The 25,309-nt window shown below is 43.0% G+C and carries 18 protein-coding genes; 8 read left to right on the top strand and 10 right to left on the bottom strand.

Features of this window, described 5'->3' with window-relative positions; all coding sequences use genetic code 11:
• Nucleotides 1-89 precede the first annotated feature (89 nt).
• Nucleotides 90-920, bottom strand: a complete 831-nt coding sequence (locus tag AC4MCD_RS10585; RefSeq protein WP_419363214.1) for a TIGR02391 family protein — start codon at nt 918-920, stop codon at nt 90-92.
• A gap of 254 nt (nt 921-1,174) precedes the next feature.
• A complete protein-coding gene (metH, locus tag AC4MCD_RS10580) occupies nt 1,175-4,861 on the bottom strand; it encodes a methionine synthase (protein WP_491876058.1) in 3,687 nt (1,228 codons plus the stop codon).
• 516 nt (nt 4,862-5,377) lie between these two features.
• Between metH and AC4MCD_RS10575 the strand changes: the two genes are divergently transcribed.
• Nucleotides 5,378-6,997, top strand: coding sequence for an inorganic phosphate transporter (locus AC4MCD_RS10575; RefSeq protein WP_491876057.1), 1,620 nt, complete (start codon nt 5,378-5,380; stop codon nt 6,995-6,997).
• 419 nt (nt 6,998-7,416) lie between these two features.
• On the opposite strand, the gene AC4MCD_RS10570 is transcribed toward AC4MCD_RS10575, so the two are convergent.
• From AC4MCD_RS10570 to AC4MCD_RS10560, 3 genes are all read right to left on the bottom strand, one after another.
• Nucleotides 7,417-8,958: a hypothetical protein gene (locus AC4MCD_RS10570; protein ID WP_491876056.1), complete on the bottom strand. Its 1,542-nt coding sequence runs from the start codon at nt 8,956-8,958 to the stop codon at nt 7,417-7,419.
• A gap of 167 nt (nt 8,959-9,125) precedes the next feature.
• Nucleotides 9,126-10,070 (bottom strand): ABC transporter substrate-binding protein, encoded by a 945-nt coding sequence (locus AC4MCD_RS10565; RefSeq protein WP_491876055.1) that lies wholly within the window; start codon nt 10,068-10,070, stop codon nt 9,126-9,128.
• Between the two features lie 114 nt (nt 10,071-10,184).
• The gene (locus tag AC4MCD_RS10560) at nt 10,185-10,802 is read right to left on the bottom strand and encodes a rhomboid family intramembrane serine protease (RefSeq protein ID WP_491876054.1); all 618 of its coding nucleotides are present in this window, start codon (nt 10,800-10,802) and stop codon (nt 10,185-10,187) included.
• 158 nt (nt 10,803-10,960) lie between these two features.
• Here AC4MCD_RS10560 and nfuA point away from each other — a divergent pair, with 158 nt between their 5' ends.
• Both nfuA and AC4MCD_RS10550 read left to right on the top strand, forming a co-directional pair.
• Nucleotides 10,961-11,599, top strand: coding sequence for a Fe-S biogenesis protein NfuA (gene nfuA / locus AC4MCD_RS10555; protein WP_004783039.1), 639 nt, complete (start codon nt 10,961-10,963; stop codon nt 11,597-11,599).
• Nucleotides 11,600-11,775: 176 nt separating this feature from the next.
• Nucleotides 11,776-13,962 (top strand): TonB-dependent receptor domain-containing protein, encoded by a 2,187-nt coding sequence (locus AC4MCD_RS10550; RefSeq protein ID WP_491876053.1) that lies wholly within the window; start codon nt 11,776-11,778, stop codon nt 13,960-13,962.
• 38 nt (nt 13,963-14,000) lie between these two features.
• Here AC4MCD_RS10550 and AC4MCD_RS10545 read toward each other — a convergent pair whose 3' ends face one another.
• Both AC4MCD_RS10545 and AC4MCD_RS10540 read right to left on the bottom strand, forming a co-directional pair.
• Complete coding sequence (locus AC4MCD_RS10545) at nt 14,001-15,008, bottom strand: hypothetical protein (RefSeq protein ID WP_491876052.1); 1,008 nt, start codon at nt 15,006-15,008, stop codon at nt 14,001-14,003.
• 14 nt (nt 15,009-15,022) lie between these two features.
• Nucleotides 15,023-16,060 (bottom strand): alpha/beta fold hydrolase, encoded by a 1,038-nt coding sequence (locus tag AC4MCD_RS10540; RefSeq protein ID WP_419374356.1) that lies wholly within the window; start codon nt 16,058-16,060, stop codon nt 15,023-15,025.
• 307 nt (nt 16,061-16,367) lie between these two features.
• On the opposite strand from AC4MCD_RS10540, the gene AC4MCD_RS10535 reads away from it, so the two are divergent.
• Complete coding sequence (locus tag AC4MCD_RS10535) at nt 16,368-16,982, top strand: carbonic anhydrase (RefSeq protein ID WP_004783034.1); 615 nt, start codon at nt 16,368-16,370, stop codon at nt 16,980-16,982.
• A 34-nt stretch (nt 16,983-17,016) separates the two neighbouring features.
• On the opposite strand, the gene AC4MCD_RS10530 is transcribed toward AC4MCD_RS10535, so the two are convergent.
• Nucleotides 17,017-17,646 carry an arylesterase gene (locus AC4MCD_RS10530; RefSeq protein WP_302699890.1) on the bottom strand — a complete coding sequence of 210 codons (630 nt, stop codon included), beginning with the start codon at nt 17,644-17,646 and terminating at the stop codon, nt 17,017-17,019.
• 11 nt (nt 17,647-17,657) lie between these two features.
• On the opposite strand from AC4MCD_RS10530, the gene AC4MCD_RS10525 reads away from it, so the two are divergent.
• Both AC4MCD_RS10525 and AC4MCD_RS10520 read left to right on the top strand, forming a co-directional pair.
• On the top strand, nt 17,658-18,383 hold the full coding sequence (locus tag AC4MCD_RS10525) for an ABC transporter ATP-binding protein (protein WP_419374358.1): 726 nt from the start codon (nt 17,658-17,660) through the stop codon (nt 18,381-18,383).
• 1 nt (nt 18,384) lies between these two features.
• Nucleotides 18,385-20,880 (top strand): ABC transporter permease, encoded by a 2,496-nt coding sequence (locus tag AC4MCD_RS10520; protein WP_491876051.1) that lies wholly within the window; start codon nt 18,385-18,387, stop codon nt 20,878-20,880.
• Between the two features lie 3 nt (nt 20,881-20,883).
• Here the strand turns inward: AC4MCD_RS10520 and AC4MCD_RS10515 are convergent, their stop codons facing one another.
• Nucleotides 20,884-21,714 carry a rhomboid family intramembrane serine protease gene (locus AC4MCD_RS10515; RefSeq protein WP_491876050.1) on the bottom strand — a complete coding sequence of 277 codons (831 nt, stop codon included), beginning with the start codon at nt 21,712-21,714 and terminating at the stop codon, nt 20,884-20,886.
• Nucleotides 21,715-21,790: 76 nt separating this feature from the next.
• On the opposite strand from AC4MCD_RS10515, the gene mtgA reads away from it, so the two are divergent.
• Nucleotides 21,791-22,465, top strand: a complete 675-nt coding sequence (gene mtgA / locus AC4MCD_RS10510) for a monofunctional biosynthetic peptidoglycan transglycosylase (protein ID WP_491876049.1) — start codon at nt 21,791-21,793, stop codon at nt 22,463-22,465.
• 111 nt (nt 22,466-22,576) lie between these two features.
• A complete protein-coding gene (gene ppk1 / locus AC4MCD_RS10505; protein WP_491876048.1) occupies nt 22,577-24,658 on the top strand; it encodes a polyphosphate kinase 1 in 2,082 nt (693 codons plus the stop codon).
• Between the two features lie 48 nt (nt 24,659-24,706).
• Here ppk1 and AC4MCD_RS10500 read toward each other — a convergent pair whose 3' ends face one another.
• Nucleotides 24,707-25,303 carry a helix-turn-helix transcriptional regulator gene (locus AC4MCD_RS10500; RefSeq protein ID WP_491876047.1) on the bottom strand — a complete coding sequence of 199 codons (597 nt, stop codon included), beginning with the start codon at nt 25,301-25,303 and terminating at the stop codon, nt 24,707-24,709.
• Between the last annotated feature and the right edge of the window lie 6 nt (nt 25,304-25,309).

Raw genomic sequence — 25,309 nt, 5'->3', positions numbered from 1 at the left:
CCCTTTTATAAAGGGGGACTTCACGCGAATTTGATGGCGGTTATGGAATCACGTAGTTCCTCCCTTTTTCAAAGGGAGGTTAGGAGGGATTAAAAACTACTTTCATATATCTTTCTTGCTTCAGCGGCTTTATCTAATTTTCTATGAATTAATGATACTGTTGATAGAATATCTAAGGCATCTTGTTCATCAATATTCCATGTGATTTTGGGAGCATGAGCAGTCGTATTTCGAAAAGTTCCAAAGACACCTTTAAGTAAATTCATGAAACCCTTCTGCTCGCTCTCCTCACTTTCAGTGGTAAGTTTATTTAATGCTAAATAAGGGATTTTACCTTTATAAGAAAAGGCTTGATCAACAAGTTCTGCACCATCAGTAGTTAAATTTGTTTTAATTCTAATTTTTTCAGCAATACTTTTAGTAGCTTCAAAAACCGCATGAAAATAATTATCTACGAGTAGTTCTGCTCTACAGAAGGCTAAGACATCAGGATGTATTTTTCTATCTAATAAAGTTTTTCTTAAATTTTGTGCTCGTGCTTCAGCTTCATCAAAAGTTTGAACTTTGTCTGCTTGCTTGAGTTCGCCACTTTCAGTGAGTTCAAAACCTTCAAATGACAAAATATAATTCAATTCAGTTCGTATATTTTCAAACCATTCTTTTCTATGGATATGCCGTGAAGGACGCATAACATACTTAATAAAAGCTAAGACATTATTGGAGCAGCGATCTTCAGTTTGTTTTGAGTATAGAGCATCATATAAGCGTTTCCATTTTGTTGAATTTAATTGAAGATCTTTGATATTACATTCAGCCAGATACTTGGTAATTTCTGTTCCTGAAAGCCCATTATTAGTTTCACCTAAAGTTTTACAGATGCTTTCTAAGCTTCCAAGATCTAAACTTTTTATTATTGCCATTTGTCAATCTTAAATTTTTCATGGATTTAAGCATTCTAAATATTCATTTTATTTATAGCAATTTAATCCCTCCCAACCTCCCTTTAAAAAAGGGAGGAGCTGTCATGTAATAAATTTGATACGTGAAATCCCCCTCTTTGAAAAAGAGGGGTTAGGGGAGATTAAAAACAAAAAAATCCCCTCACTCGAGGGGATTTTTTATATTCGATAAGAATGGATTCTTCTCCCTTTATCAAAGGGGGATCGAGGGGGGATTAAACCACTGAATCATCCAGATTTGGCGCTAACCAGCGTTTCGCTTCATCCAGTGTCCAGCCTTTACGCTTCGCATAATCTTCCAGCTGATCGGCAGAAATTTTGCCCACGTTAAAGTATTCAGTTTCAGGGTTTGCATAGTAGAAACCGCTCACTGATGAAGGTGGCCACATTGCAAAGCTAGAAGTCAGGTAAGTACCCATCTTCTCAGTCGTACCTAACCAGTCAAACAATGGCGCTTTTTCAGAATGTTCAGGACAAGCAGGGTAGCCCGGCGCAGGACGGATGCCGACATACTTTTCTTTGATCAATTCATCATTGTCCAGAGTTTCGTCAGTCTGATAGCCCCAGAACTCTTTACGGATCCGCTGGTGCAGATGCTCTGCAAAGGCTTCCGCAAAACGGTCACCCAAGGCTTGAACCATAATCGCATTATAGTCATCACCTTTGGCTTTATATTCCTGAGATAACTCTTCCGCACCGAAGATCGAAACAGTAAAGCCACCCAGATAATCCTGAGCTACATCTTTAGGCGCAATAAAATCAGCCAATGAGTAGTTCGCTTTACCAGTGACTTTGTCAGACTGCTGACGTAGGTGCTCGAAGGTATGCGTTACGTTACCAGCTTCATCCGTCACAGCAACCGTATCTGAACCGGTACGATTTGCAGGGTAGATGCTGAACGTTGCACGTGCATCGAAACGTTTATTGTCGATAATGTCTTTCAACATTGCTTGTGCTTGTGCATACAGATCACGTGCTGCTTCACCAACGACTTCATCTTCAAGGATTTTCGGGAATTTACCCGCAAGGCTCCAAGAGATAAAGAACGGTGTCCAGTCAAAGTATTCCACTAAGGTTTCTAAAGGATAGTTGGTGAAAGTCTGTGAACCGATGAAGTTTGGTTTAAATGGCGCATTCTTGTCGAAGTCGATTTTGAAACCATTTTCAACCGATTCAGCATAAGACAGTTTCGCTGCTTTCGGCTGTTTGTTGGCAAGACGGGTACGGATTTTTTCATAATCCGCTGCATAGTCTGCTGCCAGTTTTGGCTTCATCTCGGCAGAAAGCAATTGAGTCGCTACACCTACAGCACGAGAGGCATCAGCTGTGTAGTACACGCCATCATTCTGGTATTGAGGGGCAATCTTCACAGCCGTATGTGCCTTAGAAGTCGTCGCACCACCAATCATCAATGGAATGTTAAAGCCTTTACGCTGCATTTCTTTGGCAACGAATACCATTTCATCCAGAGAAGGGGTGATCAGACCAGACAAACCGATGATGTCAACTTTCTCATCAATCGCAGTTTGCAGAATCTTTTCACATGGCACCATGACACCAAGATCGACCACGTCATAACCGTTACAGCCCAGTACCACACCAACGATATTCTTACCGATGTCATGTACGTCGCCTTTTACGGTGGCCATCAGGATTTTACCTTTGGCTTCACCTTGGGTTTTTTCCGCTTCAATGTACGGGTTCAACCAGGCCACGGCCTGTTTCATCACACGTGCAGATTTCACCACCTGTGGCAGGAACATTTTACCGGCACCGAACAAGTCACCGACCACATTCATACCGGCCATCAATGGACCTTCGATTACGTCGAGTGGACGAACGGCTTTCAGGCGAGCTTCTTCAGTATCCTGATCGATATAAGTGGTGATACCTTTAACCAGCGCATATTCAAGACGCTTTTCAACCGGGTCATTACGCCATTCCAGGTTTTCTTCAGCTTTTTGCGCGCCGCCTTGACCACGATATTTCTCAGCAATTTCAAGCAATTTTTCAGTTGCTTCGTTGCCACTTTCACCCTGGTTACGGTTCAGAATCACATCTTCAACCGCATCTTTCAGCTCTTTGTCGATGTCATCATAAATCGCCAATTGACCGGCATTCACGATACCCATGGTTAAACCTTGCTGGATACCGTAGTACAGGAATACCGCATGGATCGCTTCACGCACCGGTTCATTGCCACGGAATGAGAAGGATACGTTCGAGATACCACCAGAGATCATCGCATTTGGCAGGTTCTGTTTAATCCAGCCAGTAGCTTCAATGAAATCTACAGCATAGTTGTTGTGTTCTTCGATACCGGTTGCTACCGCGAACACGTTCGGGTCAAAGATGATGTCTTCAGACGGGAAGCCTACTTCATTCACCAACACGTCATAAGAACGCTTACAAATTTGTTTTTTACGTTCAGCAGTATCGGCCTGACCATTCTCATCGAATGCCATCACAATCACCGCTGCACCGTACTGACGGCAGAGGCGGGCACGTTCTACAAACTCGTCATAACCTTCTTTGAGGGAAATCGAGTTAACAACCGCTTTACCTTGGACGCATTTCAGACCAGCTTCAATGATTTCCCATTTTGATGAGTCAATCATGATTGGCACGCGTGAAATATCAGGTTCAGATGCCACCAGATTCAGGAAGTGCACCATCGCGCCTTCCGAATCAAGCATGCCTTCATCCATGTTAATGTCGATGATCTGTGCACCGGCTTCAACCTGTTGACGGGCAACATCTAGCGCTTCGGCGAAGTTTTCTTCTTTGATCAGACGCAGGAATTTTTTCGAACCGGTAACGTTAGTACGTTCACCGACGTTCACGAACAATGAATCTTTGGTAATGTTAAATGGTTCCAAACCACTTAAACGACATGCAGGCTCAATTTCTGGCACTTGACGTGGGGCAATACCTTCAACTGCTTGAGCAATGGCACGGATGTGATCAGGCGTCGTACCACAACAACCACCAGTAATATTGATCAGACCACTTTCTGCAAATTCTTTAATGAATGCTGCGGTCTCTTCCGGAGTTTCATCATAACCACCGAAGGCATTTGGTAAGCCTGCGTTAGGATGGGCGGACACAAAAGTATCAGCCACGTCAGATACAGTTTTTACGTGTGGGCGCATGGCATCTGCACCTAGGGCACAGTTAAAACCAATCGAAATTGGTTCTGCATGACGCATTGAGTTCCAGAACGCTTCTGCAGTTTGACCAGTCAGGGTACGACCAGACGCATCGGTAATCGTACCAGAAATCATAATTGGCAATTCAGTGCCTAGTTCTTTAAATACTTCCTTCACTGCAAAGATCGCAGCTTTGGCGTTTAAAGTATCGAATACGGTTTCGATCAGGATGATATCGACACCGCCTTCAATCAAGGCCTTGGTTGATTCGATGTAATTCACTTTCAATTCGTCAAAAGTGATATTACGGAAGGCAGGGTCATTTACATTTGGTGAAATCGACGTAGTACGTGATGTCGGACCAATTACACCTGCCACAAAACGTGGTTTTTCAGGCGTTGAATATTTTGCACAGGCTTCTTTAGCCAGACGTGCTGCTTCACGGTTGATTTCCGGAACCAGATCTTCCATGTGATAATCAGACATTGAAACACGGGTGCCGTTAAAGGTATTGGTTTCAATAATATCGGCACCAGCTTCAAGATAAGCTTCGTGAATGCCTTGAATAATCTGTGGCTGAGTCAGCACAAGTAAGTCGTTATTGCCTTTAAGGTCGTATGCCCAATCAGCAAAACGCTCACCACGATAATCGGCTTCTTCCAATTTATGGCGTTGGATCATGGTACCCATCGCACCATCGATAATTAAAATTCTCTTGGCAAGAAGTTCTTTTAGGGTGGCAAGTGTGGACATTCAAACTTTCTCAGTAAGCATCAAAAACGGCAATAATCTTAACAGATTAGTGCGCAGTTTTCTGTAACGCTTATACAGAATGCTGGATATGCTTGATATGAAAATTTGATAAAGAAACTCAAGCCGGTATAGAAAGCTGAAAACAGATGGAAATCTGGAAATTAAAGTTCTTGATAAAAGCGTGCGACTGGAAAATAAAATGTAAGCAGCTTTCATCAGAGTGTCATATAACAAAGCTAATCTTTAATCAAATATGACAGGCTCGGAAATATGACAGCCGGGTAGGAATGACCAGATATATTGCAAAACATGAATAAAGCCGGGCGATTCAAGCGTTTTATTTTTAATAAATAATTGATTATATTTGTATATTTTTAAAATTTAGAGCATGTGGTTACAGGATAAACGGCAACGAGAAAGTCTAAAAAACTGGTTTATATGACAGCACTTTGTCATATAATTGTCACAATTTAACTGAACAATATGGGGATTCTTGAATCCTCTATTCCTGCTTGCATGAATTCTAATCAAACTCCCTTAGGTTCAGCACAACAGTCGCCTTCTGATAAGCCGGCCAATGTTCATGTGCCAACACCGAAATTTTTTATGCCGGTGTTTCTGACTCTAATTATCTCCACGCTGATCTATATCGGCTTCCAATTGACTTCAGATTTAGCTCATGTCCCACCGATCGGTCTGTATTCAATGATTCTTTTAGGCACGGCGTTATTCATTGCGCTGGGCTTTGAATTCGTCAACGGTTTCCACGACACGGCCAATGCGGTTGCGACCGTGATTTATACCAATGCATTGTCTGCACCGGTTGCAGTCATGTGGGCAGGTTTTTGTAATTTCCTCGGGGTAATGGTGGCCAGTGGTGCTGTTGCATACGGAATCATTGCATTATTGCCTGTCGAGCTGATTATGAATGTCGGCACAGGTGCCGGTTTCGCTATGGTCTTTGCCATGCTGATCGCTGCGATTCTCTGGAATCTGGGTACCTGGTTCCTTGGTATTCCCGCTTCAAGTTCACATACCCTGATCGGTTCGATTCTGGGGGTAGGTATCATGAACTACCTGCTGAATTCTGGTGGTGGTGCTTCTGGTGTGGATATGGAACAGGTGCTGAAAGTTGGTAAAGCATTGCTGTTTTCACCTCTGATCGGTTTTGCTTTTGCTGGGGTACTATTTCTGCTGGTGAAAAAGATCTTCAGAAAGCAGCTTGAACTGTTTAAGTCACCTGAAGGCAACAAGCCACCACCACCGCTGATTCGTGCCATTCTGATCTTTACCTGTACTGGTGTAAGCTTCGCGCATGGTTCAAACGATGGTCAAAAAGGTATGGGCCTGATCATGCTGATCCTGATCGGCTGTGTACCTTTGGCATATTCATTAAACAAAAATCTGGATGCAGCTCATATCCAGTCTTTTGGCCAGTTGTCTGCGCAAACGGCTGATGCGATTTATCCGCAGCATGAAGATATTCCGGACGAAAAAGCACGTGCCATCATTACCACATACATTCAAACCAAAGAATTGAATGCTGAGGTTATTCCTGCACTGGCAAGTCTGACCGATCATTTGGGTGATAAAGTTGGTAGCTACAGCAACATCAAGGATGTTCCAGAAGCACAAGTTTCAGAATTCCGTAATGACATGTACCTGAGCACCACAGCGTTTAAACGTCTGGATAAAGCACAAGCTTTACCGGCAATGAGCGAGGTTCAGGAACAAACCGTTGATGAGTATCGCGACAATCTGGATTCATTCCTGCAATACATTCCGACCTGGGTAAAAGTGGCAACAGCTTTGGCACTTGGTCTGGGAACGATGGTCGGCTGGAAACGAATTGTCGTGACTGTGGGTGAGCGGATCGGTAAAGAACATATGACTTATGGTCAGGGCATGTCTGCTGAATTGGTAGCGATGTCGACCATTGCCGCTGCGGATGGTTTCGGTATGCCAGTCTCTACGACTCACGTTCTAAACTCTGCAGTTGCAGGTACCATGGTGGCGAACAAGTCTGGCCTAAACTTTAAGATGGTGAAATCGATCCTATCGGCTTGGGTGTTTACACTACCTGCAACGATCTGTTTATCTGGTGGTTTGTACTGGATTCTTCTGAAAGTTTTCTAAGAAGATTCGATGTAAAAAACGCTGCTGATGCAGCGTTTTTTTATGGGTGCTAGAAAAGTTTTAGCCTTAAGAAATAGCGATTTTCTTTCTGAAAATAAGAGACTTTTTATTATCTCATGGCTTTTAGAAATATAAGGGATGATGCTCCCTCTCCCTATGGGATGAGTAGCATTGCTGCGCAAGGGGGGGAGGGTAATCAGAAGGCTAAAAGTATTTTCAATAGAAGGATTAATAGCTAATTTCAACTAAATGTAAAAAATGAGTATTTCTTAGTCTTACTTTTGAAAGATGAGAAGTGCACTTCGCAAGGTAACAAAAATCTTTTGTTAGGCTGATGATATGTCCCTATATCACAGCCTAACGGCGACATCCATGTCGCCTGACCAATAAAATTGATTTCATCTTTATTTCAGAAAAAATTACTTCTTCAACTTACCCAACAATCCTTTCGGCAGTTTATCCATTGCAAAACCATATAACGCAGCAAAAGGCAGAGCAGTACGTGCCAGATAAGCCACACGCCATAAACCGCCATGATTCGCGCCAGACATCATTAACTCAAGTGGATGATTAAGTTGTACATCAGGATTGGCCACAGATTCTGGATTACGCAGGTCGTGAATCCAGAGCGCAGCCATAATCGCATTGGTGGTTTCAGGGGAAAACGCTTCCACATCAAACAGGCTGGCACCATTAAAGGCAGCTTTCAGCAGTGGATTTTTGGTCACTGAATAAGTCGTTGTTGAAGGAGCGATATTGATGCTCACTTGCTGCCCGTTGGCACGAGCCAATGTTGCACGCCATTGCTGGATGCGTTTAGCCAGTGCATAGTTTGGACCTTGCTCAACGACCAGACAGTCGCAAACACCATAGGACTTGTCGCCAACCTTAAACAGATCCTGCTCATTCTTCTGGAAAAAATGCTTGCGTGAAATCAGTGAAATGCCTTTGGTTAACGTACTTTCCAGTTTTGACAGCTGTTGGTATTTGCTTTGTGAAGCCTGAACCACTTCTTCAGGAACTGCGTACACATCCGTTGGCGTGCACATATACATCAGGCTAGTATTGGCTTTCTGCTCACTGACATATTTCATAATGGCATCCATCGCCATGGAAACACGTACGTGCTTTTCACCATCCAGATAAGCAATCGCCGCGAGATCCAGATCCTGCTTGAACTGAATCAGCCATTGGACAATTTCAGGAATCTGGGTGAGCAGGTTAGCCCCCAGTTTTTCTTTTAAAACTTCTAGGGACGTATCAGCAGGAAGCGCTTCAGCTGATGGTGCATATAAATTGGCGTTGCCTTGACTCACTGTATCTAGAATTTTGCCCCAGACACGCGTATTTGGCAGATCGATCGCGACGATATTGGCTTTCCATTTCGACAACCAAGTCAGTGGACCTGCTTCAGAAGCGGCTCCAAATAGAACAGTGGTACGATCGGATAGGTCAAACCATTCCGGATGGGCAATACATTCACGCAAGGCATTGACATGACTCGGTTCGACGATACCACGATCTTCCCAAGATTGAATCTGATCTAGTAGTTCTTGTCCTTGCAGTTTTTTGCCATGATAAGGCACATACCATTCTGGGGCTTTTTCAGACTGGCCTTTCAGCTGGAAGGTATTCAGGTTCTGCGCAGGCAAGGACATCACATCTTTCAGTAGATGCTTCTGACCATCACGATAAAACTCAAAACTGGCATGTGCAGTTTCTAGACCTTGCTTGGCAATACTTAGTGCTGCACCTGCGGAGCGTAATCCATCTTCAACCAGATGTTTAAAGTGTACTGGATATTGCTTACGCCAGTTCTTTTCCTGTTGTGCTGCAGTAGCATGTACAGGATCGACTGCGCCTAAGGCTTCAGAAATAATGTTACGGCCGATTTTCGATGTGCTTGGTTTTTGTTGTGAAGCAGAAATGGGAAATTGAAGACCGTCTAGGGAAGTGGACATGCAAAATATCTCGCAACTTACAGCAATTAATATACAGATGTATACATTATCGCTGCTAAGTTGCTTCCTGGGTTGGCATTAAATTCCAGTCTTGGGTCTTAATTTATTACGAGATGTTTCAAATAAAAAGGAAGCTTGAAGCTTCATTTTTATTAACGGGTTAAAAATTAATTCGCTGTGCTTTTGATCAGTTCTTCCAGCATGAAAGCGGTATTGTCCAAACCCGCACCAGTGATGTACCAGGCATCAGCATTCACATAGATCACTTTTTTCTCTGCCAAGGCTTTGGCATTTTTTAGGGCAGGGTGTTTTTGAATATTATCCTGAGCGGTGTATTTCTGGGTATTCACCGCACCACGATCCAGTACGATGATGTAATCTGGATTCTTCTCAACGGCTGCTGTAATACGCTGAACATTTTTCTCAGCTGCTTTCAATGCTTCTGGAGAGCCGACTTCTGGACGGGGTGCATCAGACTGTTCAGATGGATCCAATACCGGTTTAAAACCTGCTAATTCATAAACAAAGCCAAAACGGTCATTTTCTGCATGTGGCATAAAATTTTCACCGACTGCAAACAGCATCAGTGCAGTTTTGCCTTCAGTCTGCTTTTTCAGTTGTTGCTGCAGCGTTGCGATTTTACCGAGCTTTTCAGTAGCAATTTTCTCTTTACCAAATGCACGAGCCAAGACATGGGCACGTTCCGTCAGATTGGCAATATATTGGCTAGTATCTGGAGAAAGATCTAAAGTCGGAGCAATACCTTTAACAGCCTCTGCTTTGGAAGCCGATCGACCACCGACAATAATCAGATCAGGTTTCGCAGCTTTTAATACATTGAGATCTGGTTCGAACAAGGATCCAGCTTTGGTAAATTTGTCCTGCTGATACTTGCTTAAAACACCTGCGAAACTTGCAGAAGGTACCAGTTGTGCTTCGAGTCCCAATGCATTCAAGGTATCCAATGCAGACAGGTCATACACTGCGATCTTTTTTGGCGCTTTTTTAAGTTGAATATTTTGGTTTTTATAGTCGAAAGTGACCTGTGCAGAAACTGTAAAGGAAGTTGTCAGTCCTAATATTGTGGCAAGTGCTAAAGTCTTAAATTTCATGTTTATTCCTCTAAATTCGCGACAAGATTAGCATAATTTTTGGAAATGAAAATCATTTTCATATGTGAATTATTAAAAAAAGGGATAATTGCTATCCCTTAATCACTCAAAACTTTAGAAAGGGATTTGGGTTAGTTTATTCAGGAAATGCGGAATAAGTCGTGGTTCTAGAATAATCGTCATCACCACACCATACGCTGCACCCCAAAGATGGGCACTGTGATTGATATTGCTGTTGCCGCGCTTGCCAGACCAGATACTATAGGCCACATATAAAACAGCAAAAATAATCGCAGGTACGGGAATAAAGAACACGAAAATCAGTTTCCATGGTTCAAACAGAATGTAAGCGAACAGAACCGCGGATACTGCACCGGAAGCACCTAAGCTGGCCCAGCGTGGATTATTTTTATTTTGCAGATAACTTGGCAGAATCGCAGCAATCAGACCACCCAGATAAAACAATACAAAGCCCAGATCGTACAGGTACTGGCGGTAAAAGCTCTCAATAATGCTGCCAAAGAAAAACAGCGTGATCATATTGAACAGTAGATGGGTACCATCGGCATGAATAAAACCATGCGCAATAAAGCGGTCATATTGACCACGTTGAATGGCAGGCGGCCAGAAGATCAGGCGGTTCATCACCTGTTCTTTGGAAAAGGCAATAAAAGAAACAATACAGGTGATCAGAATAATAGTGACAGTATGATTAAAAGGTAAATCAAGCATATAAGTAATTCTGGTTCTATCTATTTGACAATGATCATGCCATTAAAACAAATCTAAAGTGCGACTTTTATAATAAATCCGACAATTTTGGTTGAATTTTTATAATTACCCCGCATCTTCAGTTAAAATAGCAGCTTCAGCTTGAGGAAATTATTGTTATGTCGACTGAGAACAGCAACACTCCGGTTGCAGAAGAAATTCCAAATCTTTTGATTACACCGACAGCACAAGAGTATTTAAAGGATCTATTGGACAAACAGAATACACCAGGTATTGGCGTACGTGTGTTTGTAGAAAATCCGGGTACACCGCGCGCTGAATGTTGCATGGCTTATAGTGCACCTGATGAGGTTGTACCTACAGACTATAAGCAGGAATATCCAGATTTTCCGGCCTATATTGACTCTCCGTCAATTCCATACTTGCTAGATGCAGTTATTGACTACAATAAAGACCGTTTTGGTGGTCAGCTGACTTTCCGTGCACCAAACTCTAAAGTGCCACGTGTCGGTCCTGATGCCTCTGTAGAAGAACGTATTACCTATGTGCTTCAGTCAGAAATTAACCCGGGTCTTGCAGGTCATGGTGGTAACTGTGCACTGGTCGAAGTGGTTGAAGATCCTGAGCATGGCTTAACTGCGGTTCTTAAATTTGGTGGTGGTTGCCAGGGTTGTTCAGCAATTGATGTGACTTTAAAACAAGGCGTTGAAACGACCTTGAAACAGCACATTCCTGAGTTGGCACGTGTCGTTGACCAGACTGACCATACCCAAGCTGAAGGTGCTTATTTCAAATAAGTCTCTAATAAAATTTAGCTTGTAAGAAATACCTCGAATGATCGGGGTATTTTTTTATTCAAATTTAATAATGATAATAATTATCAATACTAATTGTATTTATAGTTACATTTGATACAATGCGTGACAATTTCAACATGATTTCTTCATCAAAATGACTTTGGGGCGTATAAAGCATGACTAAGCCATTCATAAAATCGACTATAGCTTTTGCTGTACTTTCAACATTGGCTGCTTCAGTACAAGCACAAAATAAATCAGTTGAAGAGCAACAACCAGTCGCGCAGTCTGAAGCTACAAAACTGCAGACTATTGTTGTAACGGCAAGTGGTTCTGAAGTAAATGTAAAAGATGCTCCTGCTTCTATTACAGTCATCACCGCAGAAGAAATTGCCAAGCAACCAGTAAAAAGTATTTCTGAGCTTCTGGCAAAAGTACCTGGTGTATCAGGTGGTATGGGTCTAAATGGTGAAGGTGCGAAAATTAAACTTCGTGGTTTACCTTCTGAATACTCTTTGATTTTGGTTGATGGACGCCGTATTGGTAATTCATCACGTACAGCGTATCGTACAGACTTACAACGCCAGGATTTAAACTGGATTAATCCAGAGAATATTGAGCGAATTGAAGTTGTAAAAGGCCCAATGTCGTCTTTATATGGTTCAGATGCGATGGGCGGTGTAATTAATATTATTACCAAAAAGACAGCTCAAGAATGGGGTGGCTCAGCGACTATCAATTTAGAAAAACCTGCAGATAGTACAGAAGGCGATACTCTTCAAATATCAGCAACTGCGAGTGGTGCAATCACAGATACAGTGAGTGCTCGTATTACAGCAGGTCGTACTGAACGTGAAGCTGACCAGAATGTTAAAGATCTTGAAAGTTCAACAACTGGTATGCGTAATGATACGGTTGAAGGAAGTCTTGTTTACCGCCCAACAGATAATCATCAGTTTGAGCTTTTTGGTAGTTATGGTAGTCAAACCAATACGAATCCGACCTATGCACCAAATGTTTCTGATGGGGAATTCTGGTTAGGTTCAGCTGGTGATAAAAATGAAACAGAATCTCAACGTCTTGGTCTGGCTTGGGATGGAATATATTCTTGGGGAAGTTCAAATCTAAGTGTTTATCAAAATAAATATGATCGCAGTACTACAACAGAAGTTGATGGGGTATTTAGCCCAACTGTTCAAAAGACAGAATTAACCGTTGTTGATGCTAAAGTGAATTTACCGTTTGATTTTGTTGTGCCGCATAAATTAACTGTAGGTGGTCAATTCCGTTCTGAAGAATTAACTAATGATCGTACTTTAGGTATTGATTCAAATGGTGCACCTTCGATTGATGGTAATGATTACACAGGTGATTCAACAGTAGCGGCTGATGTTTGGGCGCTATTCTTTGAAGATATTTTAAGTATTACACCTAATTTCGATGTGACAATTGGTGGTCGTCTGGATAAAGATGAACGCTATGATGCGAACTTCAGCCCACGTGTATACGGTGTATATCATTTCAATGACGCATTAACATTCAAAGGCGGCGTTTCTACGGCTTTCCGTGCTCCTGATCTTGTTCAAACTGCGCCAGGTTTCAGTACAGGTTCACGTGGTAAAGGTTGTACTTCTCAATTTGGAACATATGATCCTGTAACTAATCCTACCGGTTTCCAAAGTAGCTATGATGCAAATACTAATCCGTTTGTAAACTGCTATAATACTGGTAATCCTAATCTGGAAGCAGAAGAATCAACAAACTATGAATTAGGCTTCCAATATGATGACGAAAAATATTCAGGTGGTTTAACTTATTTCCATACCGATTTTGATAACAAACTGGTGAACATGCCTGTTAAGCATATTCCTGCTGAACAAATTAATGACCCGCGTTATCCGAAAGGCGTATGGTATATCGCACCTGATAATGCTGAAAAAGCTCGTATTCGTGGCCTAGAAGGCACCTTTGCAGTTAATCTGACTGATTATGCACGCTGGTCAACAAATGCAACTTATTTCTTTGAATCTAAAAATCTAGATACTGGTGCGGCATTAATCAGTACACCTGAGCTGTCAGTTCATTCAGCACTAGATTTACAAGCTTCTGATGCACTCGCTTTGCAAATGAACCTGCAATATATTGGTAAGCAATATACAACAGAAACAACAGATGCAAATGCGTGGGCAAAAGCCTATACCTTATATGGTGTGAATGCGAACTACACTTTGAATGATAATGTCACTGTGCGTGCTGGTATATCAAATTTATTTGATGAATCCATGGAAACTACCGATAGTTCTGAAGATTATTATTCAATTCAAGGTCGTACTTATTTCGTTGGTTTAACGACACGATTCTAATTTTATAAGTAAAAAAAGCCGCTTTGAAGCGGCTTTTTTTAGTCTTCAATCTTTAAAATTTTTAAGGTATTTTCAGCATAATAGAATTTTTCCAGATAGGCACGGGCACGTTCACGCAAATAGCCCTGATGAATCATCTGCTGAATAATCGGTGTCAGCAATTCATTCAGTTCAGTCTGGATCAGCGATTCATCAATATTCAGATCTCGTAATAATTGATCAAAAGTATGTTCCTGATTGCGTACATACCAGGTATAAATCCCGTCATGCAGTTGCTGCTGCATATATTCCGTCTGGCGCATATGATCCCAGATCTCGTGCCCTAAACTCACCGTCTGGTTCAGATCCTGGGTTTCAATATAGTTTTTAAGCACGGACAGTGGCATGTCTTTGATCTTATGCCAGAGATTGGCCTGAAAATGGTACAGCTTGTCATCATCAAAGTGCTGGTTCAGCACATGCTCACTCATCTGGCTGAGTTTTAAAATATTTTTTTGCAGATAACGGGCAACTGTATTGTCCAGACTGGTATCCGTAACATTTTCCAGAACAGATTTTCCCATTTTCATAAAACGGGAAACGCCCGGTACACTCTTGGCAATCACAGAATTATCCAGATAATCCTGAATCGAATGCTGGATCAGTTGCGTAATCATCGCTGAAAAAGCAGGGTTATTCACCACCGCTTTGATCAGGCGCTGACGGTGACCACTTTTGCTGGCCACATATTGTGCAATTTTATCAATGGTCAGTACCGGAATGACATCTGCAATTTTGGTTGTATCATTGGCTGGATGAACCAATGCGAACCGGATATGTTCGGCAATCTGCTCAATCAGAAAAGAACTGGCAGCAGTATCCAGAATCTGCTTTTGTAGTAGCTGATTGATCAGTTCACAGCTCCACAAATCTTTAAGCGTCTGCTTGCGCAACCAGAGATAAAACTCATGAAACTCGCTTTGAATGGTTTCAGATTGAGAAAATACCTGATCAAGAAAATCAAGTTGAGCATCAATCAACTGCTCAATCATCGGGTGTTTCTGCATAACTTCTCTGAAACTTAATTGAAAGGAATGAGTTTATCAGCTAGTGGATTTTTTAGGGTCTGTGTCTTGGCCAGGAAAGGTAAATAATGTTGGGCAACCTGTTTTTCTGCTTCCAGAATCGGCATATGACCGACATTATTTAAAATTACCGGAGTTTCGGCACGTTTCAGCAGTGAATAGAGCTCTTTCACCACTTCGACATTAATAATTCGATCCTGTTTTCCCCATAGAATCAAGGTAGGTGCTTCCACTGTACGAGTCAGACGGGCAAATGTATCAGGAGTATACAGCCGGTTAAGCATCACCACCTGATCAATCGATTTGCTGGTTTGCTCAGAACGGGCAATCAGCAATTTTTCTTGTGCATGTCTTAACTGGTAAGGCAACGCTGGTGGATTCTGCATCAGCTGTTTGGAGACATCTTCCAGATCGCCCGGTTTACTGACAATCAGGTCTTTGAGTGCATGCGGGTCTTTGGTATAAGGCGTATTGCCCATTTTATAGATGCCGGCACTATTCACCAAAAACAGGCTTTGGGTATCAAAAGGGTATTGGGATGCATAAACTGTCGCAATTGAACCGCCTAGAGAATGGCCAGCGACATGCAGATTTTTTTCAATCTTCAGAGTTTCGACAAAGGTACGTAATTGCGAAGTGACATTGGGTACAGACAAGTCAAAATCTGCTGGAATCCGGGTATCGCCATTGCTCGGCAAATCTGGAATGATGACATGATAATACGGGGTCAAAAACTGGGCGACGCGGTTCCAGTTGTCGCGTGTGCCTGCCAGACCATGAATCAGGATAATCGAGGGTTTGTTTTTTGCCCCGCCTTCACTATAACTCCAGGTCACCTCACCAACTTTTAAGGTTTTAGATTGTAGACCCGCCTGAATGCGTTGCTGGCTCAGATAAAGCTGTAAAACTTCGGCAGACTTGGCTTTCGGCGGCGTAAACAGATATTGGCTATGGCTCAGGCTAGATAGGCTAAGACCCAGAGCGACTAAAGTGGAATAGATAATTTTTGAGCGCAATTTTATTATTTTCTTCATTAGCACTGTCCCCTGAAAAAACTGAGCAAAAACGCTCAAAATACTTCCGTGTTATCGATTTGCAATTTATAGATGAATCAAATCGTAATCTTTCACTTATTTTAAAGCATTCCTTAATATTGTACATCTGTTAATTATTAGCTGAAGCAGAAAAACTGCTCTAAAAATGTGATGAACTTCACAGAAAATTTCCCAGAACAAGAAATCATCAAAGCGCTAAAAATTTTACAGCTAATTTTTTTGCAAGTGACATTCAAAAAATCTAGCAGTAAGATATTCCCACTAAAAACATCGATGGTAAAAAAGAATGCTCACAGCTCAGGAAGCTATAGATCGTCTTAAAAAGGGTAACCAGCGCTTTGTCAATGGTGAAACGCAGCATTTAAAATTATTATCGCATCAGCAACGTGCTGAAATGGCAGAAAGTCAGGAACCATTTGCTATTGTTTTAGGATGTTCAGATTCACGTGTACCCGCAGAAATGGTTTTTGACCAAGGGTTAGGTGATCTGTTTGTCATTCGGGTAGCAGGTAATATTGTTGCACCGTCTCAAGTCGGCAGTGTCGAATTCGCAGCAGAAAGTTTTGGCTGTCCGATTGTAATTGTCTTGGGGCATACGCATTGTGGCGCTATTCATTCAACAATTGAAGCATTAACCAATCCGGCAACACCGCCATCTGCAAATCTGATGTCCATTGTGAACCGTGTACGTCCATCAGTTGAAATTCTAATGCAGACTGAACTGAAAGATGACCTGAATAAACTGTCTAAACATGCAGTCCGTTCCAATGTATTTGCTTCAGTAAACCAGTTACGTCATGGTTCTGCAGTTCTGGAAAGCCTGATTGCTAAAGGTAAGCTACAGGTGATTGGTGCAGAATATTCACTTGAAACCGGTGAAGTAACTTTCTTTGACTTCTAAGAAAATTTTAAGATTTGATTTAGTTAAAGGTGCCTTAGAGGGCGCCTTTAATATAAGGATAAGCATTATTTAATAAAATAGTCTGGGCTTTGGCATTAGGGTGGATCTGATCCTGTTGCATCAGACTTTTATTGCCAGCGACACCTTGCATAAAGAAGGGTAGTAGTTTGACCTTATACTGTTGACTGACCACCTTATAGTTATTTTCAAAAGCCTTACTATATGCCTGGCCATAATTTGGCGGCATTTTCATTCCAAAAACAACCACATTCGCTTTGGCTTTCTGGCTTTGTTGTACCAGAGCAGCTAAATTTTTTTGAATCATTTGGGGTGGCTGTCCACGCAGGCCATCATTCCCACCAAGCTCAATCACCACAATATCTGGACGGTGCGTCTGTAGCAGTTTCGGCAGCCTTGCCAAGGCACCACTGGTGGTTTCACCGCTCACACTTGCATTGACCACTTTATGCTGTTTCGGATAGTGTTGGTCCAAACGCTTTTGTAATAAATGTACCCAACCTTGCTGTGGTTGCATGCCATAACCAGCACTTATACTGTCACCCACAATCATAATGGTCTTTGCCGACAGACTAAAAGGAATCAGGCACAGTCCAAAGAATACCAGGCAAGGCAATACACGATTTTTCTGATTTAGATCTTTCATATAGGACACGTATGATTCAAAGCAGCAACGATTCGACCATCATGCCACAAGCGATTATTTCTGCCCAGAAATTGACACAAAAGATACAACTTTCACAAAAACAACTGACTATTTTTGAAGATCTTTCGCTGGAAATTTTGACTGGAGAACAGGTCGCCATTACCGGACGTTCCGGTTCAGGAAAGTCGACTTTACTGGGCATTTTGGCCACTTTGGATCAGGCCAGTTCCGGGCAGTTAACCGTTTGTGGGGAGCTGGTATCGAGCTTGAATGAAGAACAGCGTGCTTTAGTCCGGCTAAAAAATATTGGCTTTGTATTTCAGTCTTTCCAGCTTTTGCCTCATCTTACTGCGCTTGAAAATGTCATGCTGCCTTTACGTTTACAGCCAGATTTTAAGTATAGCCATGCCGAACAAAAGGCGCTGGCATTGCTACAAAAAGTCGGATTAGACCGTCAGGCTCAGCAAACACCGAAAGTGCTCTCGGGTGGGGAGCAGCAACGTGTCGCCATTGCCCGTGCACTGGTCAGTGAACCTAAAATCATTTTTGCTGATGAACCGACAGGTAATCTGGATGGGGAAACTGCTCAAGAAATCGAACAGTTGCTCTTTCAGTTAAATCGTGAATTAGGCACCACGCTGGTTCTGGTTACTCATGATCCTGATCTGGCCCGACAATGCCAGCGTCATTTTGAACTGGTCAATGGTCAGCTGATTGAACATGCGAGTGGAGGCTGATATGCAGCATCTGTTTCGTCCTTTACTCAGACAAAGTTTTAATACGACAGGGATTTATCTGCTAATCATCGCGCTGACCTTAGCCATTAGTGCCACTACGGCGCTGAAGTTTAGTAATGAACAGATTCAGAACGCCGTTGCTTTACAGGCAGCCGAAATGCTGGCTGGAGATTTGGTACTTTCTGATAATGAGCCGCTAGCTCAGGGATGGCGTGATCAGGCCAGGCAGCTCGATTTACAGCAATCTGAAGTCACATTTTTCAGTACGATGGCTTATACCAATGATCAGTTTGTCATGGTGAATGTTAAGGCCATTGATCAATCCTTTCCTTTACGAGGAGAGCTACGGGTTCAACCTGCAGCAGACAAAATCCAAGCGGGGGAAATCTGGCTGAGTTCACGGGCCATGGATCTACTCAAGGTCAAACTGGGTGATGAACTGAATATTGCCGATGCCAAATTTAAGGTTGCTGCAAAAATCGAGCAAGATTCGAATCAGGAACTCGGTTTTTCTGGCTTTTCACCGACTGTGATTATTGCTCAGTCAGAAGTGGCACGCACCAATGCGATTCAGGTCGGTAGCCGGATTGATTACCGTTTATTAATAGCGGGTAATCCAGCCGATACCCGGCAATATGAAGCTTGGTTCAAGCAGAAGATAAAATCTGAAAATGGGACTTCAGATGAAGCAGATGCTGAGGTTGAGGGACAAGAACTGGAACAGCAGGGCAGTCTACGCTTGCGTAATGCCAGCGAAGGCAATACCCGTTTAATGAAACCAATTGCCAATCTGGATACTTTTCTGCAACTGGCCAATATTCTCACCATTTTGTTATGCGGGATTGCCATTGCTTTAACCGCACAACGCTATGTACAGCAGAACCAAGATCATATTGCCCTGATGCGCTGTATTGGCGCGACTAAAAATCAGATTCTGGCCGCTTATCTGGCTTTGCTGGGTTTGGTGCTTTTAATCGCCATGCTGATTGGTAGTGTGATAGGTGTTGCATTGGGTTATGGCTTGCTGCAACTCATGCTACAGCTGATTCCAAACTTGCAGCTTGAGTTTTCTGCTACGGCGATGCTGCTGGGGCCCTTGCCAATTGCCATGCTGACCAGTGCAGTGGTGTTACTGGGCTTTGTCATGCCGAGTCTGTTTCAACTCTTAAATACTCCTCCGATTCGGGTCATTCGTCAGCAGGAAAAATCCGTCCATTCGATGTTGTGGATGTTACTGACCGGAACCTTAAGTCTGATTCTTTTCAGTATGATTTTAACGGAAAATATCGTGCTGACAGCTTGGGTGATTGGGGCCATTATTCTGCTTTGTGCTGTTCTGTATTTTACGGTCTGGAGTATTTTAAAACTGCTGCGTAATCTGAAATTCAATCTATCTGCCTATGTGCGGACACCGTATCAGACCGCTTTACAAATTACTGCTTTAGCCCTTGGACTCAGCTTGATCAGTGTGCTGGCTGTGCTACGTACCGATCTGCTCGATCGCTGGCAGCAACAGTTACCGGAAGGGACACCCAACCAGTTTGTCTATGGTCTACCGCCTTTTGACATGCCTGACTTAAAAAGTCAGTTAGAACAGAATGGCTGGAAAAGTACACCCTTGTATCCCAATATTCGCGGGCGTCTGGTGGCGAAAAATGATCATCCTTTTGCTGCTGAACTGGTCAAGCAGAGTAATACCTTAAGACGTGAACTGAATCTGACTCAGTCGGACCGTTATCCTCAGGATAATGTGATTGTTCAGGGGGAGGCAGGATTGAAACAGCCGGGTGAAGTTTCGGTCGAAGCCAATACTGCACAGGAACTCGGGATCAAACTGGGGGACAAGCTGAGCTTTAGCTTGCCTGAAGGCATACTCGAAGCCAAAGTGGTGAATCTCAGAACGGTAGAGTGGGAAAGTTTTAGTCCAAACTTCTTCTTTATCTTTGCACCGAATACTATGGATGCCAATGCTGGCAGCTATCTGGGCAGCTTCTATGTACCGGAAACAGATAAAGATAAACTGGTGAATCTGGTTCAGCGTTTTTCCAATACGGTATTCATTGATGTCAGCCTGATCCTGGAAGAAATCAAACGAATTGTGAATGTACTGGTGCAGATCATTACCATTCTGGCTGTGCTGGTCAGCGTATCCGGTTTTCTGGTACTGATGGCTTGCTTAAACTTGCTCATGGATGAACGTAAACGTGAAGTGGCTTTGCTTCGGTCTTTTGGCAGTTCCAAACAGAAGCTGAAAACCATGATGAGTCTGGAAATCGGTTTTATCGGACTATTCGCAGGTATTGTTTCATGTCTGTTTGCAGAAGTGATCAGCGCCATTGCCAGCTATAAGATGGATCTGATCATTCAGCCCCATTGGGAAATCTGGATTATCCTGCCTGTGTTTATGACTGTGTTATGTACCTTGATTGGGCGCTATCGTCTGAGTTATCTTTCCGAGATTCCACCCTTGCAAAGCCTGCGTCAGATGAATCAATAAGATTTATCTTGCAGGTTGATCCGCCAACTGCTGTTGTAGCATCTGTAAAATTTCTTGCCAGAGTGGGCGGATCGGTTCAAGCAGGGCCAGGTTATGTTGATACAGCACGACACAGGCAGCGATGCCGAGCAGCAAGGCAACCAGGCTGACCAAATGGCTACGCTGCATTTTCTGACCGAGATACCAGAGCGCTGTTAGTCCGGCCCCCATGATCATGCCGCCAATATGTGCGGCATTGTTAATTCCGCTGATCATAAAGCCCATCGCCAGGTTAAGACCCATGATCATTACCAGTGTCTTTTTATCCAGAATAAAAGGCTGACGGGGCAACATTGGCAGTAAAGATAGAACAGTCAGAGAGGCACCAAGACCCATGACTGCACCCGAAGCACCTGCACTAACACCTGGTAATAAGCCAGGATTGGCTACACCGCCTTCGATTAAGGCATAACTGTCCTGGATACTCATATATCCACTGAGTAAACTACCCATCAGACCGGCACAAATATAAAGACCTGTAAAATAGACCCGGCCAAAAATTTGTTCAGCGACACTACCAAAAATATACAGTGCCCACATATTCAACATCAGGTGAATTAAGCCAAAATGAAAAAACATGCTACTAAACAGGCGTATGGGTTCCGCTAAATACGTTAAAGGTGCATAATCTGCTCCCCAGCGAATTGCATCTGGAGAACTTGGCTGTGTGATGTCCATTCCATTCAGCACTTGCCAGCCAAACAGGCCGACATTGATACAGATCAGGAGTGCGGTCATCCACCAGAGCTGCATTTCAAGTTTGCGATGTGTTGTTGGGGGAGAATATTCAGGCATGCTATTTTTTGCTGTGATTGTATATTTCGAATAAGCTTAACACGAAAAATTGAATTTTCAGGAGTAACGCACTGACATGAAAGCCTTTCTGACCCGCGCCCTTCTCGTGATTGTCAGTGTGATTCTACTTGTTCAACTGTGGATTTTTGCAAGTTTAGCCTGGTGGCGAACCAATCCGGTGAATACCACCATGATGATGCGAATTGACTACTGGACTGAACCCTCCAAGCCCATTCAACATCAGTGGCGTCCTTATGATGAAATCAGTACCAATCTGAAACGGGCAGTTGTTACGGCAGAAGATGGAAAATTCATGCACCATCATGGCTTTGACTGGGATGGTATTCAGACTGCACTCAGCCGTAACAAGAATGAAGGTCGTGTCGTGGCAGGGGGGTCAACCATTTCCCAGCAGCTGGCTAAAAACCTGTTCCTCGTTAACAAGCGTTCATTCCTGCGTAAAGGTCAGGAAGCTGTCGCGACTTGGATGATGGAGCGCATGTGGTCTAAAGAGCGTATTCTGGAAGTGTATCTTAACTCGATTGAGTTTGGAGACAATATCTATGGAGCAGAAGCAGCAGCCAAACATTATTTCGGTAAGACCGCAGAGAGCCTGACCCGTGATCAGGTCATCTTCCTGGCAGCGATTCTCACCAATCCAAAATATTTTGAAGATCATCGTAATGCATCCGCACTAAAAGCACGTAAACGTATGATTCAACGTTATATGCGCTATGCTGAAATCCCTTAAATAAAAATATCAAGATAAAGCCCAAATATTTGGGCTTTTTTTATGAAAATGTCATTAATTTGAAGCATACTAAAAGCAATAAGCAAGACTTGAAAATAGCGTAGGTTTGATATGAATACGGCAGCCAGTTCGACTTCGGCACCAACCGAATATACTTATAATGATCGTTACATTAATCGTGAACTGTCTATTCTAGATTTCCATTTGCGTGTGCTGGAACAGGCGGTCGATCCATTGCATCCTTTGCTGGAACGCATGAATTTTCTACTGATCTTTTCACGTAATCTGGATGAGTTTTTTGAAATTCGTGTGGCTGGCGTCATGGAACAACTGGATTTGGGCAATGAAAGCCGCAGTCCGGATGGTTTGACGCCAAAACAAGTATTAGAACAGATTGCCGAAACTGCGCATGCCGCCATTGAACGTCAGTACCGTATTTTAAATGAAGAGATTTTGCCGAAACTGCGTGAGGAAGATATTTGTTTTCTGCGTCGTGGAGAGCTAACACCGGCACAATCGGCTTGGGTGAAAAAATATTTTCAGGAACAGGTTGCTCCAGTGCTTACGCCTATTAGCCTTGATCCGGCCCATCCATTCCCACGTCTGGTGAATAAATCCCTGAATTTTATTGTGACGCTCGAAGGGAAAGATGCCTTTGGCCGTCAGATCGATCTTGCGGTTGTTCCTGCGCCACGTTCATTGCCGCGTGTGGTACGTTTACCGGATGAACTCACTGATGGTAAAGAACATCATGTGATGTTATCCGCGATTATCCATGAACATGTGTCTGACCTGTTCCCGGGCATGACTGCGACCGGATGTTACCAATTCCGTGTCACCCGGAATGCTGATCTGGCCTTAAATGAAGATGTTGAAGACTTGGCCAAAGCCTTAAAAGGTGAACTGAGTTCACGCCGTTTTGGTCGTGCAGTCCGTCTGGAAGTCACCGAAAATTGTCCGCAGCATATTTATGAATATTTGCTGGAAGAATTTGATCTGGATGAAGAACAGCTCTATAAAGTGGCAGGACCGGTTAATCTGGCGCGGTTACTGTCCAACTTTAAGCGTCCACATCTACGTTATGATTCACATACACCGATTCTGCCTAAAGTACTGAAGAAATCTGAAAATGTTTTCAGTGCCATGCAGAAGCAGGATATTTTGCTACATCATCCATTTGAATCTTTTGCACCCGTGATTACGCTGTTACGTGAAGCGGCACGCGACCCTCAGGTACTGGCAATCAAGCAAACTTTGTACCGTAGTGGTCCAGATTCCGAGATCGTGCAGGTGCTGGCAGAGGCGGCCCGTAACGGTAAAGAAGTGACTGCAGTCATCGAATTACGTGCTCGTTTTGATGAAGAATCCAATATTGCAGTCGCTAATGTGCTGCAAGAAGCGGGTGCTGTTGTGGTCTATGGCATTGTCGGCTATAAAACCCATGCCAAAATGATTCTGGTGGTACGCCGAGAAAATAACAAGCTGGTGCGTTATGTGCATTTAGGAACCGGGAATTATCATGCGGGCAATGCACGGATTTATACCGACTATGGCTTGTTAACCACAGACAAGGATCTATGTGAAGATGTGCATCGTATCTTCCAGGAATTGACCGGAATGGGGAAAATGGCCAAGCTGAAAAAGCTGCTCCATGCACCATTTACCTTGCATGCCCAGCTGATTAACTATATTGATAATGAAATTGCCAATGCCAAAGCGGGCAAGAAAGCCCAGATCATCGTGAAGGTGAATGCTTTAACTGAGCTGCAACTGATCAATAAACTTTATGAAGCTTCTCAAGCAGGTGTGCAGATTGATCTGATTATCCGCTCGATTTGCTGTCTGCGTCCAGGCTTGCCGGGACTTTCAGAGAATATCCGGGTACGTTCAATCGTCGGCCGTTTCCTGGAACATACGCGCGTATTTTATTTTAGCAATAATGGCAATTCCCGCATTTATTGCTCAAGCGCAGACTGGATGGATCGCAACCTGTTTAATCGTGTAGAAGCCTGTTTCCCGATTGAAGATGAAGCATTGAAGAAACGCATTTACCAGCAAGGTTTATTAAATTACCTGAAAGACAATCAGCAGGCCTGGTTGTTACAAGGAGATGGAACCTGGGTGCGTGCCCAAGTTGCAGAAGGTGAACAACCGCATAATGCACAGCGTACCTTGCTGGAAACCTTTAAATAACTCTATGCAAACTAAAAAGGCTGATAATTCAGCCTTTTTTATATTTTGTTAATTTTGAGAATGGATAAATGGATTCGCGAGTTTTTGATAGATTTTGCGAATAGCAGCATAAATCTGGTAATCGTGCAGACTTAATCTATTTTGAATTTCGGCCAAAGTCAGGTCTTGACTAAAATACTTTAAAATCTGTACTTCAGTCTGATTTAAAAGATGTATCTTTGTTTCCTGCCTCACTAAATAACGGGCTAATTCAGGATGTAAATCGGCACCACCACGTAGGATAATTTTCAAGCCTGCTACTATTTTTGAAACAGGATGCGAAGCAATCAGATATCGATCCACGCCAGATGACAAGAATAAATCGATCATTTCAGGTGAATCGTCAGCTAAAACTGCAATCAGATGAGGAATCTGGATTCGTGCTTGAATTACATTAAGATTCTTAAGTTGTGCTTTCTCATGAATCTCATATAACACGAGATTGGGAAGATACTGTTCAATATGGGATTGAGCAGACAGATGATCGGTATAGGACAGCATATCTGGTTGATAACCGAGCTGTAGCAATGCAAGATCAAGATTGGAAGAGAGCGGTGGTGGATAAGGTTGCACCAATAATACGGGTGCGGGCAAAAATGGGGCCAAAGAAAT

It is taken from the genome of Acinetobacter sp. CAU_H_78 (assembly GCF_058599365.1).
This window is presented reverse-complemented; position numbering and strand designations above follow the sequence as displayed.

Bases quoted from the DNA above. Each gene is read 5' to 3' on its own strand.
- mtgA (WP_491876049.1), top strand. From the start codon at position 21,791: ATGAAAGCCTTTCTGACCCGCGCCCTTCTCGTGATTGTCAGTGTGATT.
- AC4MCD_RS10535 (WP_004783034.1), top strand. From the start codon at position 16,368: ATGCTCACAGCTCAGGAAGCTATAGATCGTCTTAAAAAGGGTAACCAG.
- AC4MCD_RS10570 (WP_491876056.1), bottom strand. From the start codon at position 8,958: ATGTCCACTTCCCTAGACGGTCTTCAATTTCCCATTTCTGCTTCACAA.
- AC4MCD_RS10560 (WP_491876054.1), bottom strand. From the start codon at position 10,802: ATGCTTGATTTACCTTTTAATCATACTGTCACTATTATTCTGATCACC.
- AC4MCD_RS10520 (WP_491876051.1), top strand. From the start codon at position 18,385: ATGCAGCATCTGTTTCGTCCTTTACTCAGACAAAGTTTTAATACGACA.
- AC4MCD_RS10545 (WP_491876052.1), bottom strand. From the start codon at position 15,008: ATGCAGAAACACCCGATGATTGAGCAGTTGATTGATGCTCAACTTGAT.
- AC4MCD_RS10540 (WP_419374356.1), bottom strand. From the start codon at position 16,060: ATGAAGAAAATAATAAAATTGCGCTCAAAAATTATCTATTCCACTTTA.
- ppk1 (WP_491876048.1), top strand. From the start codon at position 22,577: ATGAATACGGCAGCCAGTTCGACTTCGGCACCAACCGAATATACTTAT.
- metH (WP_491876058.1), bottom strand. From the start codon at position 4,861: ATGTCCACACTTGCCACCCTAAAAGAACTTCTTGCCAAGAGAATTTTA.
- AC4MCD_RS10565 (WP_491876055.1), bottom strand. From the start codon at position 10,070: ATGAAATTTAAGACTTTAGCACTTGCCACAATATTAGGACTGACAACT.
- nfuA (WP_004783039.1), top strand. From the start codon at position 10,961: ATGTCGACTGAGAACAGCAACACTCCGGTTGCAGAAGAAATTCCAAAT.
- AC4MCD_RS10550 (WP_491876053.1), top strand. From the start codon at position 11,776: ATGACTAAGCCATTCATAAAATCGACTATAGCTTTTGCTGTACTTTCA.
- AC4MCD_RS10515 (WP_491876050.1), bottom strand. From the start codon at position 21,714: ATGCCTGAATATTCTCCCCCAACAACACATCGCAAACTTGAAATGCAG.
- AC4MCD_RS10530 (WP_302699890.1), bottom strand. From the start codon at position 17,646: ATGAAAGATCTAAATCAGAAAAATCGTGTATTGCCTTGCCTGGTATTC.
- AC4MCD_RS10525 (WP_419374358.1), top strand. From the start codon at position 17,658: ATGATTCAAAGCAGCAACGATTCGACCATCATGCCACAAGCGATTATT.
- AC4MCD_RS10585 (WP_419363214.1), bottom strand. From the start codon at position 920: ATGGCAATAATAAAAAGTTTAGATCTTGGAAGCTTAGAAAGCATCTGT.
- AC4MCD_RS10575 (WP_491876057.1), top strand. From the start codon at position 5,378: ATGAATTCTAATCAAACTCCCTTAGGTTCAGCACAACAGTCGCCTTCT.